Annotated in this window: 17 protein-coding genes; 11 read left to right on the top strand and 6 right to left on the bottom strand. The window is 66.8% G+C overall.

Features of this window, described 5'->3' with window-relative positions; genetic code table 11:
• The first annotated feature begins 39 nt into the window (after positions 1-39).
• The gene (locus Amac_RS13460; RefSeq protein ID WP_155354687.1) at positions 40-1,629 is read left to right on the top strand and encodes a hypothetical protein; all 1,590 of its coding nucleotides are present in this window, start codon (positions 40-42) and stop codon (positions 1,627-1,629) included.
• Complete coding sequence (locus tag Amac_RS13465) at positions 1,623-2,879, top strand: hypothetical protein (protein WP_155354688.1); 1,257 nt, start codon at positions 1,623-1,625, stop codon at positions 2,877-2,879. The genes Amac_RS13460 and Amac_RS13465 overlap by 7 nt, the downstream gene beginning before the upstream one ends.
• 122 nt (positions 2,880-3,001) lie before the next feature.
• Here the strand turns inward: Amac_RS13465 and Amac_RS13470 are convergent, their stop codons facing one another.
• The 3 genes from Amac_RS13470 to Amac_RS13480 form a co-directional block, all read right to left on the bottom strand.
• Complete coding sequence (locus tag Amac_RS13470) at positions 3,002-3,772, bottom strand: DUF4386 domain-containing protein (RefSeq protein WP_218041053.1); 771 nt, start codon at positions 3,770-3,772, stop codon at positions 3,002-3,004.
• Positions 3,773-3,791: 19 nt separating this feature from the next.
• The gene (locus Amac_RS13475; RefSeq protein ID WP_155354689.1) at positions 3,792-4,061 is read right to left on the bottom strand and encodes a DUF8691 family protein; all 270 of its coding nucleotides are present in this window, start codon (positions 4,059-4,061) and stop codon (positions 3,792-3,794) included.
• Between the two features lie 139 nt (positions 4,062-4,200).
• Entirely contained in the window at positions 4,201-4,767 is a 567-nt protein-coding gene (locus tag Amac_RS13480) for a TetR/AcrR family transcriptional regulator (protein ID WP_218041054.1), read from the bottom strand.
• A gap of 94 nt (positions 4,768-4,861) precedes the next feature.
• Here Amac_RS13480 and Amac_RS57300 point away from each other — a divergent pair, with 94 nt between their 5' ends.
• From Amac_RS57300 to Amac_RS54855, 4 genes are all read left to right on the top strand, one after another.
• On the top strand, positions 4,862-4,993 hold the full coding sequence (locus tag Amac_RS57300) for a hypothetical protein (protein ID WP_281356281.1): 132 nt from the start codon (positions 4,862-4,864) through the stop codon (positions 4,991-4,993).
• A 9-nt stretch (positions 4,994-5,002) separates the two neighbouring features.
• On the top strand, positions 5,003-5,908 hold the full coding sequence (locus tag Amac_RS13485; RefSeq protein WP_155354690.1) for a TIGR03564 family F420-dependent LLM class oxidoreductase: 906 nt from the start codon (positions 5,003-5,005) through the stop codon (positions 5,906-5,908).
• 146 nt (positions 5,909-6,054) lie between these two features.
• Entirely contained in the window at positions 6,055-6,543 is a 489-nt protein-coding gene (locus Amac_RS13490) for a GbsR/MarR family transcriptional regulator (RefSeq protein WP_155354691.1), read from the top strand.
• Between the two features lie 89 nt (positions 6,544-6,632).
• Positions 6,633-7,061 carry a hypothetical protein gene (locus tag Amac_RS54855; RefSeq protein ID WP_218041055.1) on the top strand — a complete coding sequence of 143 codons (429 nt, stop codon included), beginning with the start codon at positions 6,633-6,635 and terminating at the stop codon, positions 7,059-7,061.
• Positions 7,062-7,109: 48 nt separating this feature from the next.
• Here Amac_RS54855 and Amac_RS13500 read toward each other — a convergent pair whose 3' ends face one another.
• Positions 7,110-9,821: a winged helix-turn-helix domain-containing protein gene (locus Amac_RS13500; RefSeq protein ID WP_155354692.1), complete on the bottom strand. Its 2,712-nt coding sequence runs from the start codon at positions 9,819-9,821 to the stop codon at positions 7,110-7,112.
• A gap of 421 nt (positions 9,822-10,242) precedes the next feature.
• On the opposite strand from Amac_RS13500, the gene Amac_RS13505 reads away from it, so the two are divergent.
• The 3 genes from Amac_RS13505 to Amac_RS13515 all read left to right on the top strand — a co-directional run bounded on the left by Amac_RS13505 (position 10,243) and on the right by Amac_RS13515 (position 14,066).
• On the top strand, positions 10,243-11,667 hold the full coding sequence (locus tag Amac_RS13505; protein WP_155354693.1) for an RCC1 domain-containing protein: 1,425 nt from the start codon (positions 10,243-10,245) through the stop codon (positions 11,665-11,667).
• Between the two features lie 241 nt (positions 11,668-11,908).
• Entirely contained in the window at positions 11,909-12,325 is a 417-nt protein-coding gene (locus Amac_RS13510; RefSeq protein ID WP_170322471.1) for a universal stress protein, read from the top strand.
• A gap of 40 nt (positions 12,326-12,365) precedes the next feature.
• Positions 12,366-14,066 carry a sensor histidine kinase gene (locus Amac_RS13515; protein ID WP_155354695.1) on the top strand — a complete coding sequence of 567 codons (1,701 nt, stop codon included), beginning with the start codon at positions 12,366-12,368 and terminating at the stop codon, positions 14,064-14,066.
• 45 nt (positions 14,067-14,111) lie between these two features.
• Here the strand turns inward: Amac_RS13515 and Amac_RS13520 are convergent, their stop codons facing one another.
• Positions 14,112-14,585, bottom strand: coding sequence for a pyridoxamine 5'-phosphate oxidase family protein (locus Amac_RS13520; protein ID WP_307729724.1), 474 nt, complete (start codon positions 14,583-14,585; stop codon positions 14,112-14,114).
• Positions 14,586-14,607: 22 nt separating this feature from the next.
• On the bottom strand, positions 14,608-15,249 hold the full coding sequence (locus Amac_RS13525; RefSeq protein WP_155354697.1) for a response regulator: 642 nt from the start codon (positions 15,247-15,249) through the stop codon (positions 14,608-14,610).
• 186 nt (positions 15,250-15,435) lie between these two features.
• On the opposite strand from Amac_RS13525, the gene Amac_RS13530 reads away from it, so the two are divergent.
• Positions 15,436-15,945: a hypothetical protein gene (locus Amac_RS13530; RefSeq protein ID WP_155354698.1), complete on the top strand. Its 510-nt coding sequence runs from the start codon at positions 15,436-15,438 to the stop codon at positions 15,943-15,945.
• 44 nt (positions 15,946-15,989) lie between these two features.
• Entirely contained in the window at positions 15,990-16,841 is an 852-nt protein-coding gene (locus tag Amac_RS13535; protein ID WP_155354699.1) for a DUF4097 family beta strand repeat-containing protein, read from the top strand.
• The last annotated feature ends 1,148 nt before the right edge of the window (positions 16,842-17,989 follow it).

The following is a 17,989-nucleotide window of genomic DNA, read 5'->3' on the forward strand; positions in this document are numbered from 1 at the left end:
TCACACGCACTCCGTGCACACATGCCTACCGTTCGTCACATGCACACCCTTTTACGAGTGTTCCTGGTCGCGGTACTGGGCGCGGGGCTGCTCACGCTGCTCCAGTCCCCCGCCGCCGCGGACCCGATCGTGACCGTGACCGTCACGATCAAACGCATCACCCTCCTGGCGGGCGGCGACTGCGGCGACCCCGACTTCTACAACCGTGTCTGGATCAACGGCATCTACCACGACAACGAGGACAGCGAGTCGCAGGACGACCTTGAGGGAAACCCCGACATCGCGCCCGACTGGGAGTTCTCCAAGCCCATCGACGTGGCGACGCTCACCACCCCCGGCCACATCCCGATCAAGATCGAGGTCCACGACGAGGACGGCGGCCTCTGCTTCGGCGGCGAGCACTACGACTCCTCCCCCACCGCCGACCGGTTCTTCGACGGGTACATCGACCTCGCCGGCTGTTCCGTCCACGACCCCAGGCAGACCGACCAGCCCTACCTCGGGGGTTGCCGCACGCCGATCGTCCAGGCGGGCACCGCCGACGAGCGGGTCAGGCTGACCTTCGAACTCGACGCCAGGGAACCGGCGAGCGCGCCCGGCCTGAACATCCGCTGCACCCACACGCCCGTCTGGCCGAAGCCGGGCGAACCCGTCACGATCGTCGCCACCGCCCTCGACGGCGAGCTCCAGCCGACGATCATCGCCGACGACCTGGAAATTTGGGTCAACCTCCAGGCCAGCGCCGCCAGCCTGGCCGGGGACCCGCTCCAGTCGAGACGCAGCGTCGGCTCCCTCACGGAGACTTTCACCCCAAGAGCCGACATGGCCCCCTTCGCGTACGGCTGCCGCCTGGCCAAGAACGGCGTGAACCTCTTCTCGTCCTGGCACACGGTGGCCGTGGGCGACCCGTTCCCGAACTTCACCTTCCCCAAGCCCGCGGTGCCGATCAGCTACACCGGCCCCCGGTCCAGCCGCATCGACATCGTCTTCGTCGCCGACAAGGACGAGTACGACAGCCCGGCCGACCCCCGGTTCATCGCCGACGTGGCGGCCACCATCGAGCGGTCGTACTGGGGCCTGAAGGAGTACCTGACCCGGCAGGACATGTTCAACTTCTGGCTGCTGCCCGACAACACCGGCTACGCGAGCGACGCCAGCGGCGACAAGGACTGCGACCACGGGCTCCCGGTCCTGTGGGACGACGCCTACGGCTGGGCCGAGGCGGCCGCGATCCTGCACCACCGCGGCGGCCAGCAGGACTGCGCGCAGCGCTCCGACCGGATCTTCTCCGTGCTCGTCGACCCGGGCAAGCAGCGGATCGCCGCCCACGAGACGGCCCACCAGCCCTTCGGCCTCTCCGACGAGTACCCCGAGGGCGGGGCGTTCGCGCAGGAGGTCTACCCCAACGTCTACGAGGACTTCGCCGACTGCGAGGACGACGCCCCGCTGCTCCAGCGCACCCCCGCCGCCTGCCGCAGCTGGGACAAGGAGCACTGGTACGGCGACCAGGACTGGTGGACATCCGAACCCATGCCCGACGACCTGATGTTCGACAACGGCCGAGCCCGCGAGGCCGACATCCGCCGCTTCACGTACGTCTTCGAAGGTTGCGAGGCCGCGAAATGCTGACACGAACCCGCTGGGTCATCGCCGCCGCGGCCGCACTGATCTTCCTGGTGCCCCTGCGCGCGGAGGGCGAGCCGAACGACCCCTCCACCATCCCGATCCCGCAGCTCGACTTCGACGACCCAACCAAGTCCGTGGTCGCCCGGGTGAAGTTCACCTCCCGGACCTCCGCGACCGTGGAGCGGGTCAAGGTCTCCAAATCGCGCGCCCACACCCACATCGGCGACCCGCCCATACTCAAGCTCGGCCTGACCGACGTGGACGGCCAGGTCATCGACCGGATCAACACCTGGAGCCCGCTCTGGACGTACCAGGAGGGAAGTGACCACGTCGGCCTGCGGGCCAGCGGCTCGGGCAGCTTCATCGTGCCGTTCTCGCCGGCGCTCTCGACCATGACGATCACCGATGTCGCGCTCGGCCAGGACGTCCTGACCATCGACCTCAAGCCGCCGCTGAGGGAATTCTGCCTGGCCAACCCCGCCGACCCCGACTGCCTGGAAGCCGACCTCGCAGTCACCTCGGTGACCCCCGTCGCGCCGCTGTTCGCCGTCATGGGCAAGCCGGTGACGGTGACGGTCACCTTTGCCGTCGCCAACACGGGCCCCGACGGGCCGGTCACCGCCGTGGTCCGGCAAGACCTGGCCGTCGGCGAAGGCCTCACCGCCTCCGCCGGGACCACCGTCGAGACCAGCCTCGCGGCTGGGGCCACCCAGACCCTGACCCGCGAGTACACCGTGACCTGCGACCAGGCGGGCGCCAAGACGATCGACTTCACCACGTCGATCAAGCCGAAGCGCGCGACGGTCATCGACCCCGACCCGAGCGACGACACCAGGACCACGCGGCTGACCGTCGACTGCGCGATCCCGGTGACGATCAACATCAAGCCCGGCAGCGCCGAGAACAAGGTCAACCTGAACGGCAACGGCGTCGTGCCGGTCGCCGTCCTGACGACCACGGCCGGCGAGTACGGCAACCCGGTCGCGTTCGACGCCATCCGCATCGACGCGTCGACCCTGCGATTCGGGCCGCCTGCTAAGCTTCTGGCGTCGACCGGGGCGCCCGAGGCGCACGGGAAGATCCACGTCGAGAAGTCGGTCGAACCCGACGAGCGGACCGTGGACGCCGACAAGGACGCGGTCACCCACTACCGCTACGACGTCCTGTCAGTCGGCGACACGACGGCCTGCGTGGTCGGCCGGGCCGCCGGGCTCACGTTCTACGGCTGCGACAACGTCAACGTCCGCGACTGACGATCCGCCCTGTTTGACGCGAATTCTAACGAGGCCCTATAGCCCCTGGCGCTTAACCAGGGGCTATCAGCCTGCGCGCACAACGGCCGGGTCCGTGGTGGACCCGGCCGTATTTTCAGCGGTTAGACAGCGAGGTCACGATTGGCGGGCGGGGAGCCGGCGGCGACCATTCCCGCCGTGATGGGAGAGGGCTTAAAGCCTTTGACGACCAGCCAGACGCCAAGCGACGCCTCCCAAAGGAATATCGGGATGGTCGCGATGCCCGACCACACAGAGATTTGGGAGTAGATGCCGAACATGGTCGCGGTTGCGGAGAGGAAGAGTAGCGGGGCTCCGATGAGCCCCATCAGGGGAATGATGCGTGGCACGAGCCGGGACCGGTACAACACGTAGCCCAGACACAATGCATTCACCGCCGGCATGATGCCGGGTCCGAGAAGAAGCGTCCAGTTGTGGAGCGCGACGAGCGAGTTGCCGGTGGTGATGAGTGAGGCCGCATCTGCTCCGGTAGCTCCGGCCTGCCGCAGGGTCACGACTGCGAAGAGGCTGATGATGCCGAAAAAGATGATGGCGGCTTCAAGGACACGAGCGGCGACAAAGCCCAACGCGGCGGCTTCGTTCTGCCGTTTGACCACGGGAAACAGCACGACCGCAGTGCCGATACAGGCAAGGGCCACGATCACCTCAAGGAAGCCACCGAAGATCACGCCAGAGTCAGGGCCGGGACCAACGATGTAGTCCGGATTGTCCAGCACAGGGCTGTAGAGCATGAATGCGGGAGGGATCGCGGCGACAATGGTAATCAAGTAGAGCACTCCCGCGACGAACGCGGTCTTCCGCACTGAGTCCATCGGGACTCCTTTCCCTGCTGTGGTTTGGTCGATGATCGCCATGACGATCTCCTTTTATGAGTTATCGAGATTCGGTGGTGGGCACATCGGGCTGGTCGGATTCGACCTGAGTGACCGAGATCAGCGGCAGGCCCACGTCGCGCAGTTTCCGCAGCAAGCCATACAACGCGGCCTGGTCGACTACCGGCCCATGGATGACGGTGGTGCCGTCGCTCTCGTTGGTGAGACTCAGCCCGTCAAACCAGGCGGCCCATCGCGAATCGAGGTGCCCCTTGAGGCGGATTTCGTACCGTCCGGGGTCGTACTGATGGCCGCTCGATATTTCGCTCATCGCGCTCCTTCTGCTGTTGCGTACCTGAACTGCAAGGTAGAAGGAGATGTGATGAGGAAGCATCACCACATGTGGTGATTAACCTGGTGATCCGATCCCATAGGACCGCCAGCACGTCACACCGGAAACGGGACGCCGATCAGCTCCGCCGAGATGGTCCACAGCCGGGGTGCCGGTCCGGGGCGAGGCCGTCGAGCAGGGTCTCGATCGCCTTCGCCTGGCTTTCGGGGCTGCCCGTGGTCAGGGTCATGCGGATGAACACGGCGATGTCCTGGACGGTGATGCCGGGACGCAAGCCACCGGCCTCCCGCAGCCGCGACGCGGCCGGCCCGACGACGCTCTCGATCAGGCGCTGGGCGTGTTCCCCGGCACGCCCGCCGACGTTGGCCAGCTGGGCGAACGTGGCGATGTCCCGCTCGGTCATGTCGCAGCTCTGGGTGAACACCGCCCGGAACGCCTGCAGGGGATCCTCGATCCGCGCGGCCCGGTCGGCGTTCTCGCGTACGGCACCGGCCAGGTCGTCGAGCACCGCCTCGATCAGCTCCTCCTTGCCAGGGAAGTGCCGGTACAGCGTCGTCGGCCCGACCCCCGCACGCCGCGCGACCTCGTCGAGGGAGATGCCGGGGCCCTGCTCGCCGAACGCCTCACGGGCGGCGGTCACCAGGCGCTGACGGTTACGGACCTGATCCTTACGCGGCGTACGCATCAGTGACCTGCCTCCCACGAGAAACGGTAGCAACACACCCATTTTTCCGGCTACAGTGAAACGGTAGCGTCACTACCATATCGCTGGAGGTCTCGTGATCTGGAGTCCCCACGCCCTGCCGGACCTGTCCGGCCGGACATTCGCCCTCACCGGCGGCAACGCCGGAATCGGCTGCTTCATCGCCGAAGAGACTGTTGACCATCGTTCGGCCGAGAGGGCACGGTGAACTGACCGCATGGAAATCGGACTGTCCGACTACGGCGCCGGGCCGATCCCGGAACTCCTGGCCAAAATCGAACACGCGGCGGCGAGCGGCTTTTCCCGCTTCTGGCTCGGCGAGCACGGCGGATGGGATCCGCTGACGGTGTTCTCCGCACTGGGCGACCGGGCACCAGGCATCGAAGTGGCCACATCCGTCGTAGGGACCTACCCGCGGCATCCCCTCGCCCTCGCCGCCCAGGCGCTGACCACGCACGCCGCCACCGGCGGGCGGCTGACACTCGGCATCGGGCCCAGCCACGCACCGGTCGTCGAAGGCCGATACGGGCTGACCTGGCGGCCACCCGTCCAGCACGCCCGCGAGATGCTCGACGTGCTCGGCCCGGTCCTGCGGGGCGAGCAGGTGGAGGTCCGCGGCGCGGCGGTGACCGCGGTCGGCGGCGTCGCCGCCCCCGGGGTGACCCCGCCGCCCCTGCTGCTCGCCGCGAACGGGCCGCGCATGCTGGCCCTCGCGGGCGAACGGGCCGACGGCGCGCTCACGATGTGGCCGACGCCCCGTTTCCTCGGCGAGGTCGTGGTCCCGACCGTCATCACCGCAGCGGCGGGGCGAGCGGCGCCGCGCATCGCCGTCGGGCTGCTCACGTCGGTGACCTCCGACGTGGCCGGCGCGCGCGAGCGCGTCAACACGGACTTCCGCCAGGCCGCAACCCTGCCCACCTTCCGCGCCCTGCTCGACCGGCAGGGCTCCACCGGCCCGGCGGACACCCTGGTCGCCGGCGACGAGGCCGTCGTCGAGAAGACGGTGGCCCGCTTCGCCGACGCCGGGGCAACCGAACTGTTCGTCTTCCCTGTCGGGCCGCCCGAGGACCACGACCGCACGGTCGCATTGCTGGCCGACCTCGCGAGACGACACCGCGGCTAGCGCCTGTCCGGCAGATCTTGATCTCTGTTGTGTGGACTAGACGTCGGTCATGATAGTGACGGACTCTACCGTCGCGGGCACTCGGGGCGGGCGGCTCAGATAACACAAATTTGTGTTATTACAGTCAAAAATGCTACCTTCGATAGGTGTCGCATGATGGGCAGCTGATCTTCGCCGACCACGTCGGCCGCTTCTACGCGCGTCAGTACGGGTTCCCGCCGATGGCCGGCCGCCTGCTCGGCTATCTGTTCGTCTGCGATCCACCACAGCAGACGATCGACGAGCTGGGTGAGGCGTTGCTGGCAAGCCGAAGCGCCATCACCGGCGCGGTCAAGCTGCTGGAGAGCTATCGGATGGCGCGGCGAACCCGTGGCGCCGGTGAGCGGGTGGACCGGGTGAGTCTGGATCCAGTGAGTCAGCAACCGCAGAACTTCGACTCCGCCATCCATAAGGAGCATGCGGCGCTGTTTCGCGAGGGATTGGCGTTGCTGGCTGATGCCCCGCCGGACCGTCGCGCTCCACTTGCGGAAATGGTCGCGCTGGCCGACTTCCTGAGCGAAAGGCTGCCCGCGCTCCGGGATGAATGGCATGCGCATCGCGATGAGCTTCAGGCATCGGGCAAGCTGCCACGCTGAAAACAGGCAGCGAATTGACACCGCGCGCGACCACGTCAGGCCCTGGGCCGAACGGCCCACCACCAAAGCCAGTAGAAAGGTCACGCGTCATGAATGAATCTGATCTATCCGAGCTGCGAGAACGGGCCAAGCACGGTGAAGAGGGGGCGCTTGACGAGCTGATCGAACTCGCCGCCGAACAGGGCAACATCGACGAACTCCGACGCCTAGCCGACCGCGGCAACAGCACCGCAACCGACCAACTCATCGAACTCGCGACCGAACAAGGCAACATCGACGAACTCCGACGCCTAGCCAGCCGCGGCAACAGCACCGCAACCGACCAGCTGATCGAACTCGCCGCCGAACAGGGCAACATCGATGAACTCCGACGCCTAGCCGACCGGGGCAACACCACCGCCGCCGACCAGCTGATCGAACTCGCCACTGAACAGGGCAACATGGATGAACTGCGACGCCTTGCCAACGGGGGCAACACCACCGCCGCCGAGCAGCTCATAGAACTCACCGCTGAGTAACCGGACCCGCGTCGCGACTTCGGTATCTCGATTCGCCTGCTGCCGGGGTTAGCGGTCGCGGGTTCGCGATAGCAGGTCGAGTTCCTCGGCTCGGCGGACCGCTGCTCGGCGGTTGTTCACGCCGAGTTTGGCGTAGATGTTTCTGGTGTGAGTCCGCATGGTGTTCAGGGACACGATGAGTTCGCGGGCGATGTCCGGGCCGTCCAGGTCGGTTCCGAGCAGCCGGAGCACGTCCAGTTCGCGTTCGCTCAGTGGCTCGATCAAGCCCTGGTTGCGGGGCGTACTGTCGTCGGTCTTGCTGGTGGCTGCCAGGAGTCGGCGGACGTAGTTCGGGGCGATGCCCTGTTTCGCGACCGCCTTCAGCAGGGAGGCCATGGGTGGGCCTTCATCCGCGAAGACGCGGACGTAGCCTTCCGGCTCGGACAATGTCAGCGCGCGTCGCAGTGATGTGAGCGCGGCGGGGATGCCCCCTCGCGTCTGGTGGGCAAGCGCCTGCAGCACGAGGATCTCGATGACGCTTCCCGTCCGCTCTCCCTCTTCCGCCGCTTGGAGGAGTCGCTCCAGGAGTTGGGTCGCCTCATGGATGGAGCGCTCTGTCGTGTATTGGGCCAAGAGCACCCTGGCTAGCGTGATGTGCTCGAACTCGCGCAGGTAGCTGAGGTCGTCCTCAACGGATAGACCCTGCTCACGTGCCCATCCGAGCGCTTCACCCAACTCCCCTTGCGCGACGTACAGCCGTGCCCTCATCGCCGAGATCGGTCGCACGTTGGGGAAGAGGTCACTCATGTACCGGCGTTCCGCCTCGTTGAGCAGGTCGAATGCGCCGCCCAGATCTCCTTCAGCCTGCCGTATCCGAGCCATCGCGACCCGCCAGCGATACCGGTTCTGCGGCAACCCGGTGCGCTCGCCCAACTCCTGGCTTCGCAGCAAGTGCTGAGTGGCGGCGTGCAGGTCGTCGCGTTCGCGGTGGATCTCGCTCATACCTACGTACATGTCCGCTGTTCCCCGCAGAACCGACCCGCCTTGGTCAGGTGCGAGCTGCAATGCGTGCTCGTAGGTGCGCATCGCCTCGCCGAGACGACCTTGCGCAAGCCGTATATCTGCCAGCGCGATCGCGCATCCGAGGGTGTCGGAGACGTGCCCGGCCCGTCGCAGCCCCGCCATGCATTCGGCATATGCCCGGTGCGCTGGCTCGAGGTCGCCGCTCGCCCAGGACGCGAGCCCCAGGACCCCCGCTGCCGCGGCACGCCAGAGGTTGTCCTCCTCAGGCGCAAGATCGAGCGCCCGCCGGGCGTGCCGCACGGTGGCGAGCCGATCGCCCCGAGCCAGGGCGTGTGCGGCGCGATACAGCTCGATCGTCCCCGGGAGGCGGCGAAATTCCTCGTCGTCAACGACGACCATTTTCGCAGCCGGGGCTTGGGGCGTTGGGTCCAGCCACCGCTCGGCATCCCGCAGCAGACCCTCGACGCCCTCAAGCTCGCCGGCACTGAGCAATGCCCAGGCGAACGCAGCGCTGAGCACGGGCCTCACGCGGACCAGCTCGTCGGGAAGCATCTTGAGCCAGCTGTACGCCGCGGCCTCCTGCCTGTTCCTGCGCATGGCCGGAATCGCCAGCTCGACCAGGTCCGCCGCTCGCCCGAAATCCTTGGCGGCGAGCGCATGGCGGATCGCCTCGGACGGTTCGCCGTTCTGCTCGTACCACACGCTCGCCCGCCGGTGCAGGTCAGGAACCTCGTCGGGCTGCTCGTCCAGCAGGTGCGCCTGCAGAACGTCCGCGAAGAGCTGGTGATAGCGATACCACCGGCGGCGGTCATCTAGCGGGACCAGGAACAGGTTCCCCCGGTCGAACGCCGCCAGCTTGGCCTTGCCGCCGTCCTGGCCGGTGACGGCATCGCAGAGCGGGCCGCTCAGCCGGTCCAGGATGGAGGTCCGCAGCAGGAAATGCCGGACATGCTCGGGCTGGCGGTGCAGGACCTCCTCGGCCAGGTAGTCGACGATGTACCGGTCATCCCCGGCAAAGCTGTCGATGAACGCGGCGGTGTCGTCTCGCCCCTGCATCGAGAGCGCCGCCAGCTGGAGCGCGGCGATCCACCCTTCGGTGCGCCCCTCCAGCGCCGCGACATCCCGTGCCGTCAGCACCAGCCCCATCACCCCGTTGAGGTACGCCCCTGCTTCGTCGGGCGTGAAGCGCAAATCGGCGGCGCGGATCTCGACGAGCTCGCCCCGCCCTCGCAACCGCGCCAGCGGCAACACCGGGTCGGCTCGACCGGCGATCACCAGGTGTATCTGCGGGGGCAGGTGCTCCAGCAGGAAGACCATCCCGTCCTGTACGGCGGGCGCATCGATGACGTGATAGTCGTCGAGCACCAGCACGACATCGCCGGAGATGGCGTGGAGATCGTTGAGCAAAGTGGCGAGGACCGCGTCGATCGGCGACTGGGGCGACTCCAGAAGCGAGAGCGCATCCGCGCCGACCCCGGGCGCCGCCGTCTTCAGCGCGGCGACAAGGTAGGTCCAGAACAGCGCGGGGTCGTTGTCGCGCTGGTCGAGCGAGAGCCACGCCGTGGACCGCCCATCGGCTGAGTCGGCTGCCAGCCATTCCGTCAGCAGCGTCGTCTTGCCGAACCCGGCCGGAGCCGACACGAGCGTCAGCGCCGACTCCGCCCCACGGTTCAGGCGCTCGCTCAGCCTGGGACGGGCTACCAGACCGCGTCGCCGCCTGGGGATGTGGAGTTTGGTCTCAAGCAGTGGGCCTGCCATGACCACCTCCCGGTCGGCAAGGTCAACATGTGGCTCCACGGTACGCGGAGGTTCCAGCGGGGCGAAGACGTACGCCATGCCCGAGGTCCGAGCATCCCTCATGTTCCATCGGGGGTCTCAGGGAAATGTGCACTTCAGCGTGGTGGCCAGGGACGCGTGTTCCGGCCTGTTCCGCTCCGTTCCACCGGATCCGGAACTGGCCGGAACGCCTTGAGGGAAAGGTGGACGGAAGGAAAGTAATGACATCGACAGATATGACCTGCTCCTTGGGAGAGGACCCCGATCGGCGGCGTGAGCCCGCCGATGGGCAAGCCGGGCGGCGGGGGCCCAGCACCGGGCCCGGCGGTCGCCGGGATGGCAGGCGACCGCGGCCGGGGCGGCGTACCGACGTGACGCGCCGCCCCAACCGGGGCGGTTCATTATGAAACGCCTAGGTCTGGCGGTTTTCGCCATCATGCTGACGGCCGCGCTGAGCGCCGGAAACGCGGTCGCGGCGGTGCCGGTCAAGGGTTTCCTCACCGCGTGGGGCCTCAACCACCGCGGCCAGATCGGCGATGGCACCACCGACAATCGCCCCACTCCCGTTGTGGTCGGCAGGCTTCCCTCGAACGGGCACCGCGCCGGCCATCTCCGGCAGATCGCCGCCGGGAGCGACTTCACCGCCGGACTACGCAAAGACGGCGTCGTGTTCGTCTGGGGCAACCGGCGCTTCGGCGACGACCGGTACGAATCCGACTACACCACCACCCCCGAGCCGGTGCCGGGCCTCAGCGAGATCAGCCAGCTCTCGGTCGGCGCCAAGCACATCCTCGCGCTCGGGCTCGACGGCACGGTCTGGGCCTGGGGCGACAACGAGTACCGCCAGCTGGGCGACGGCACGCAAACCAGGCGCCCGGTCCCGCAGCGGGTGGCCGGATTGACGGGCATCATCCAGGTCTCGGCCGGTTACCGGTACAGCCTGGCGCTGGCGTCCGACGGCACGGTCTGGGCCTGGGGTCACAACGGGTACGCGGAACTGGGCGACGGCACCACCGTCAACCGCCCGACCCCGGTGAAACTGTCCGGCATCAGTGGCGTCACCCAGATCGCCGCCTCCGCCCACGGCGTTCACTCGATGGCGCGACGCTCGGACGGCACGGTCTGGACGTGGGGCAACAACGCGAACGGCCAGCTCGGCCTCGGCGGGAACGTGCCGCGATATATCCCGACAAGGGTGCCCGGCTTGACCGGGGTTACCTATATTTCGGCCGGTGAACGTTCCGGATTCGCTGTGGCGGATCCCGAACGCAGCGTGTGGGCCTGGGGTTCCAACATGGTCGGGCAGCTCGGGGACGGGACCACCGCCGAACGGCGTACGCCCGTCCGGATCCCGTTGTCCCACGTCACCCAGATCGAGGCGGGCGCGGGCGGCACCACCGCCGCGCTTCTCGACAACCGCAGCGTCTGGACCTGGGGAAGCAACGAGGCCGGCGCTCTCGGCACCGGCGACCCCGCCGAATTCGTTCCCCACCCGTCCCTCGTCCCCGGCTTGGCGGACGTGGAGCTGATCTCGGTCGGCAGGGCCACGGTGGCAACCATCGTCGACATCCACAGCGCTCCCCCGGCGCCCACGGATCCGCCGGCGGTCATCCAGGTGCCCGACCTCATCGGAGACCTGCGGGACTCCGCCGTCCAGGCCATCTCGTCGGCGGGTCTCAACCTCGGTTCCGAAGGCACGGTCATCGACGACCAGTGCAACGAGATCGGGCAGGTCATCAGGCAATCCCCGGCTCCGGGGACGAGTGTCGCGCCCGGATCGAACGTCTCGATCGTGGTCGCGATCAGGCCGGACCATCCGTGTCCGTGATCCCAGGCGGCCCGCTTATCCCCCGTAAGTGGGCCGCCGTTGCCTGTCCCTTGGCGTACGGGAGCCGCAGGCACGGCCAACTGACCCACGCATAAGGGACCAATGGCCCTGGGTTGGGGTGGCATTTACGTACTGGAATGGGAGGTAGATAGGAGAAATCGTGATCAAGCTTGCTCCCGCCCGGAGAGCGGCGGATTCCAAGGAACGTCCTGACACGAACAGGGTTGGTGTTGTGGTTGGGGTGGATGAAACTGCGGGTTGCGAGCCCGCGCTGGAGTACGCGTTCGAGCAGGCCCGGCTGGGCCAGCAGATGCTGCGTGCCGTACATGCCTGGCAGGAGCCGGAGCATGCCTGCGCGCCCTGGGTCGGCTATGACCTGGAGGAACTGGGGGCGCTGAAGCGGGATTTCACCGCTGGCCGGATTGATGTCTGGCGACCGAAATATCCGGAAATCACCGTAGTGACGGATGTCCGGCGGGGACATCCCGTGGACGTCCTCGTCGAAGCGTCGGTCGGCGCGGACCTGCTCGTCGTCGGAGCACACGGCAAGAGCGCCAACTCGGCGGCCCTGGGCTCGGTGAGCGGCGGAGTCCTTTACCGGGCGAGTTGTCCGGTCGTGGTGGTCCGTTGCCGTAAAGAAGGTCGGGACAATGACTGACCGTGGCCGTACCTAAAGGGCCAAGTGGGACAATGCTCGTATGACGCTGGGCGAGTCGCATCCGCTACTTCCCAGCATGCGCCTGGATGATCTGCTGGCTGAGCTCCAGAATCGCTTGGACGCAGTGCTGTCCACTCGTGATCGGGTGCATGCTCTGCTTGAGGCCGTCGTCCTGGTGGGCAGTGATCTCCAGCTGGAACTGATGCTGCGCCGCATCGTGGAGACGGCCACCACTCTCGTCGACGCCAGTTACGGCGCGTTGGGGCTGGTCGGCGAAGAGAACACGCTGGTGGAGTTCATCCCGGTCGGCCTGAGCGAGGACGAGATCGCCCGCATCGAGCACTGGCCGCACGGCCTCGGCCTGCTCGGCCTGCTCATCAAGGAGCCGGAGCCGCTGCGGCTGGCCCGGATCTCCGATCATCCCGAGTCCTACGGCTTTCCGCCTGGGCATCCGCCGATGGGATCCTTTCTCGGCGTGCCGCTGCGGGTGCGGGATGAGGTGTTCGGCAACCTTTACCTGACCGAGAAGCGTGGCGGCGCCGAGTTCGACGAAGAGGACCAGGAGGTCGTCATCGCCCTCGCCACCGCCGCCGGCGTCGCCATCGAGAACGCCCGGCTGTATGAGGAGACCCGACGCAGGGAGATCTGGCTGCAAGCCTCCACCGAGGTCACCACCAGCCTGCTGTCGGGCGATGACGTCGACGACGTGCTGCGGCAGGTGGCCAGGCGGGTTCGGGAAATGTCCGGCGCCGACCTCACCACCATCCTGTTTCCGGTCGGTGACGACAAACTGCGGATAAAGATCGCCGACGGCATCGACGAACTCGACGGCGTCGAGGAGCTGGTCGGCTTCGAAGTGCCACTGTCCGAGTCCCTCTCCGGCGTCGCGTACACGAGCGCGGAGCCGCACATACTCAACGACCTGGCCGAATCGGGCCTCCAGATCGGTGGCCAACCACCGATCGGCCCCGCGGCCGCCGTGCCCCTCGGAGTCGGCAAGTCGGTGCGCGGAGTCCTCGCGCTGGGCAAACGCCAGGGACGGTTCCCGTTCACCTCGTCGATGATGCGCATGCTGCACGCCTTCGCCGGACAGGCCGCGCTAGCCCTCGAACTGGCCGAAGCCCGCCAGGACGCCGAACGCCTGGGCCTGCTGGAAGACCGCGACCGGATCGCCAAAGACCTGCACGACGTCGTCATCCAGCGGCTGTTCGCCGTCGCGATGACCCTGATGAGCACCGTCCGCCTGGTCGATCATCCCGAAGCCGCCACCCGCCTGCAGCACGGCATCGACGAACTCGACGAGACGATCCGCCAGATCCGCTCGACAATCTTTGCCTTCCAGGCCCCCCGCGACGAAACCAGCCTCAGGACCCGGATCATCGCCCTGGTCGAGAACACCCGCAACCGCCTCGGCTTCATGCCCGGCCTCCGCATGAACGGCCGCCTCGACAACGACATCCCCGTCCCCGTCGCCGACCACCTCCTCGCCGTCCTCCAAGAAGCCCTCTCCAACGTGGTACGGCATGCGAAAGCCACCAGGGCGGACGTCATCATCGAAACCACCCCCAACAACCAGGTAAGCCTGACCGTCGAAGACAACGGCACCGGCATCCCCCCGAAAGGCCGCCGCAGCGGCCTCCGCAACCTCCACGACCGCGCCACCCAACTGGGCGGCTCATTCACCACCACCACTCCCAAGAACGGCGGCACCATACTCACCTGGACGGTCCCCTTCAGATAGGGCAAAACAAACGGCCGAGCGAATCTTCGCTGGGCTGGGGATCGTTTAGATGATTTGGCGGCCGGTGAGTTGCTGGGCGCGGATCACGATGAAGTGGTTGTGGTCGCCTGGTGCCCAGGAGGTGAGGGGGAGAGCTGTGAGGCGTTGGAGTTCGTCGAATTCTGTGACGGCGCGGGATCGGCCGACGGCGGTGACGGACCAGCCGGTGCGGGTGAGGGGGTCGAATTCGTCGACTTCGAAGGCGACCACGGCGTTGCGGGTGGCGGCGGCCAGTTTGGAGCCGGTGGCCGTGCGGATGACGATGTCGTAGTCGACCAGGAGGTAGTTGACGGGCTGCACGGCCGGGAGCGCCCGGTCGGTGAAGACGATGCGGCCGATGGGCACCCGGGTGAGCAAGTGCAGACATTCGTCGGGGGAAAGCACCCGCAGCCCTGCCGAATCCACCTCACCGGTCACCTCGCGGGTCTCGGGGAGTTCGCCGGTATCGGGGGAAGGTTCGGGATACCGGAGAGAAGCCACGTCGCGTGGAGAAGATGTCATATTACTTGGGCCGTTCCGCTTTGATCCGGGCCACCAGGGCCGCGGCTTGGGTGCGGCGCTCCATTCTGAGCTTGCCGAGCAGGTTGGACACGTAGTTCTTCACGGTCTTCTCGGCCAGGAAGAGCCGCTGGCCGATCTGCTTGTTGGTCAATCCTTCACCGATCAGTTCGAGAATGTGCCGTTCCTGCTCCGACAGCGCGGCCAACGGGTCCCGCCGCGAGGCCTGATCGCGCAGGCGCTGCAACATCGCGGCCGTGGTCTGCGGGTCCAGCAGCGAATTGCCGCCCGCCACCGTGCGCACCGCACCGACCAGGTCCGAACCGTGGATCTGCTTGAGCACGTATCCGGAAGCGCCGGCCATGACCGCGTCGAACAGCGCGTCGTCATCCGCATACGAGGTCAGCATCAGGCAGGCCACTCTGGGATCCCTGGACCGCACCTCACGGCAGACGTCGACGCCGTTGCCGTCCGGTAGCCGCACATCCAGCACCACTACGTCCGGACTTATCGTGGCGATTCGGCTAATCGCAGATTCGACCGTTCCCGCTTCGCCGACGATCTCCACGTCGTCCTGGGCGTCGAGCAGCGCCGCCACACCGCGCCGGACCACCTCGTGATCGTCGACAAGGAACACGCGAATCATGTTTCCGAACCTAGGCGAGGCTCGAGAACGAGAGTAGGGACCAAGGTCCCACGACCTGGCCGTATCCGGCCCTTATCGTCACGGTCAGCGACCTCACGCCCACGACCATCTCCGAGCACCATCATGACGTCAGTTTATCGCCACTGGAGACTTGAAGTGACGCCATAGAGGTGTCATAGTGACGTCATGGAACTTGCACCGTATGTGGAGAGCCTTCGTCGGGAACTCGCGGTCGCCGCCGCGGCCGGGGGTGAGGATGCTCGTGTGCTTGGCGAGCGTCTTGCCGCCGCGCTGGAGTCGGCTGCCACGCTGGCCCTGCTGGAGGCACTCTCGTTCGCCGCGGACGAGATCACCCGCGACCTCGCGCCCGGCTCGGTCGAGGTGCGACTACGCGGGCGCGATCCGGCCTTCGTGGTGACGCCACCCCCAACCGGCCTGCACGAAGGTGACACGAGGATGGCGCCAGCAACACCTGCGCCACCTGTGCCACCTGCTCCGGAGGCCGACGAGGGCGGCACGTCACGCATCTCGTTGCGAGTTCCAGAACACCTCAAACCACGCATAGAGGATGCGGCCAGCCGCGCCGGTCTATCCGTCAACGCCTGGCTAGTTCGTGCCGTCACCTCCGCCCTCGAACCCGAGCGCCACCCCACCCCGTCCAACCGCGGCCAACGCTTCACCGGATGGGTCCAGTAGCCACCAGCATTCACGCGCCACCACGCGTATCGGAGGGTTTCGCAATGCAGACCTTTGACACCCCAGAACCCATCTCCGTCGTCATCGATATCGGCGCCGGGCAGATCCGGATCGACGCCAGCGATCGGGCTGACACGGTCGTCTACGTGGTGCCGAGCAACGAGAACGACGACGCCGACGTGGAGTGCGCCGAGCGGGCCCGGGTCGAGTTCGCCAACGGGGAACTGGTGGTAAAGGCTCCCAAGAGCAAGTCCATCTCGTTGTTCGGTTCTGGCGGATCGGTCGATGTGAAGGTGGACCTGCCGACGAATTCCCGGGTCGATGCGACCGCCACCGCGGACATCCAGACGCGGGGCCGGCTCGGCGCCTGCAAGTTCTCCACCTCATACGGGGAAATCAACATCGACCAGACCGGCGATTTACGCTCGCAGGCCTCCAGCGGTGACATCACGGTCATCAAGTCCGTGGGCCACACGGACCTCACCACCGCCAATGGCAGGATCCGCGTCCACCGGATCGACGGAACCGCGGCGATCAGGACCACGAATGGTGCCATCACCGTAGGCGAGGTGACCGGCGAGGCCAGGCTGAACACCGCCCACGGCGACATCACGGTCGAACGCGCCCTCGCAGGCCTGCTGGCCAAGACCTCGTCAGGGAGCGCGCGAATCAGCCAGGTAGAACGCGGCTCCATCGTGCTGGAAAGCGCCTACGGCCAAATCGACGTAGGCATCCGGTCCGGCATCGCCGCCTGGCTCAACCTAGACACCTCCTACGGCCACGTGCACGTCCCCCTCGAACTGCGCGACCCCCCCGAACAAACCACACAAACCGTCGAGGTCAGTGCACGCACCAACTACGGCGACATCGTAATCAGCCGCACCCAACCCGCCTGACCACCCAACCCGCCCAACCACACAACCCGCCCAACCTGCACGACCCGCCCGACGCACAACCTGCACGACCTGCCCAACGCACAACCTGCACGACCTGCCCAACGCACAACCTGACCTGCCCAACGCACAACCTGCACGACCTGCCCAACGCACAACCTGCACGACCTGCCCAACGCACAACCTGCACGACCACGACCACGACCACGACCACGACCACGACCAGCCTGACCACGCGACCAGCGTGAATGACCGGTCAACCCAAGCTGCGGGAACTGCCTGACCAACGCGACCTTCCAAATCCGCGCACAGACGACAACCTGCTCAACCTGCGCAAATACCGATGGCCGAGGCACCTGATCGACAAGTCTGCGGGACCCCTGAAAGCTGCCGCTAGGAGCCTGACCCTACGGGTCTATGCGATGCGCGAAAGCTGCCGCTCGGAGCCTGAACTGACGATCTGCACGATCTGCACGACCTGCACGACCTGCACGACCTGCGAAAGCCTGTCCTTAGGTGCCTGACTTGCATGACCTCCCGGCGCGTGGCGTGTGCGGCGTGCGTGATCCGGAGTGATCTACCTGACGTGCTTGACCCGACGGATCTCGGCGATCTGCGGAAACTGTCCGAGGCGTCTTACTGGCACGCCCCATCTCGACCTGCACAACCCGCATAACCCCGCCGTGGTGACCCGCACGATTTCCATGACCACATAGCCCCACGTGAGCTGCGCGACCTGCAAGCGGTGCATGAGGTGTTCGACCCGTGCGAACTGCATGAGTTGCCTGACCCGAACGGTCTGGCCTGATCTTGCACGGCCCTGCATGAGCAGCGCGACTCGCCTCAGATGTTCAACTCGCGCAAGTTTCGTGAGCTGCCCGACTCGCATGCTCCCCTGACCTGCGGCGAGCTACTCCACCTCCACGACCTGCCCAGGCCCGCACAGTCTCCCGGCCGGCGCGAGCTGCCCAAGCCACATGGCCTACCAGACCAACACGAATTCCCCGATCAGCGCAAGCTACCCAATCCACACAACCCGCCCAGGCCCGCACGAACTCCCGGCCAGCGTGAACTGCCCAAACCACATGGCCTACCAGACCAACACGAACTCCCCCGATCAGCGCAAGCTACCCAATCCACACAACCCGCCC

The sequence above is a fragment of the Acrocarpospora macrocephala genome, from assembly GCF_009687865.1.
In the GTDB taxonomy this organism is placed as follows: domain Bacteria; phylum Actinomycetota; class Actinomycetes; order Streptosporangiales; family Streptosporangiaceae; genus Acrocarpospora; species Acrocarpospora macrocephala.

What these genes read in the sequence shown, in the direction of transcription:
- Amac_RS13460 (WP_155354687.1), top strand. Translation starts at nt 40, where the DNA reads ATGCACACCCTTTTACGAGTGTTCCTGGTCGCGGTACTGGGCGCGGGG.
- Amac_RS13465 (WP_155354688.1), top strand. Translation starts at nt 1,623, where the DNA reads ATGCTGACACGAACCCGCTGGGTCATCGCCGCCGCGGCCGCACTGATC.
- Amac_RS13530 (WP_155354698.1), top strand. Translation starts at nt 15,436, where the DNA reads ATGGAACTTGCACCGTATGTGGAGAGCCTTCGTCGGGAACTCGCGGTC.
- Amac_RS13480 (WP_218041054.1), bottom strand. Translation starts at nt 4,767, where the DNA reads ATGCGTACGCCGCGTAAGGATCAGGTCCGTAACCGTCAGCGCCTGGTG.
- Amac_RS13525 (WP_155354697.1), bottom strand. Translation starts at nt 15,249, where the DNA reads ATGATTCGCGTGTTCCTTGTCGACGATCACGAGGTGGTCCGGCGCGGT.
- Amac_RS13470 (WP_218041053.1), bottom strand. Translation starts at nt 3,772, where the DNA reads ATGGCGATCATCGACCAAACCACAGCAGGGAAAGGAGTCCCGATGGAC.
- Amac_RS13475 (WP_155354689.1), bottom strand. Translation starts at nt 4,061, where the DNA reads ATGAGCGAAATATCGAGCGGCCATCAGTACGACCCCGGACGGTACGAA.
- Amac_RS13515 (WP_155354695.1), top strand. Translation starts at nt 12,366, where the DNA reads ATGACGCTGGGCGAGTCGCATCCGCTACTTCCCAGCATGCGCCTGGAT.
- Amac_RS13535 (WP_155354699.1), top strand. Translation starts at nt 15,990, where the DNA reads ATGCAGACCTTTGACACCCCAGAACCCATCTCCGTCGTCATCGATATC.
- Amac_RS13505 (WP_155354693.1), top strand. Translation starts at nt 10,243, where the DNA reads ATGAAACGCCTAGGTCTGGCGGTTTTCGCCATCATGCTGACGGCCGCG.
- Amac_RS13500 (WP_155354692.1), bottom strand. Translation starts at nt 9,821, where the DNA reads ATGGCAGGCCCACTGCTTGAGACCAAACTCCACATCCCCAGGCGGCGA.
- Amac_RS13485 (WP_155354690.1), top strand. Translation starts at nt 5,003, where the DNA reads ATGGAAATCGGACTGTCCGACTACGGCGCCGGGCCGATCCCGGAACTC.
- Amac_RS54855 (WP_218041055.1), top strand. Translation starts at nt 6,633, where the DNA reads ATGAATGAATCTGATCTATCCGAGCTGCGAGAACGGGCCAAGCACGGT.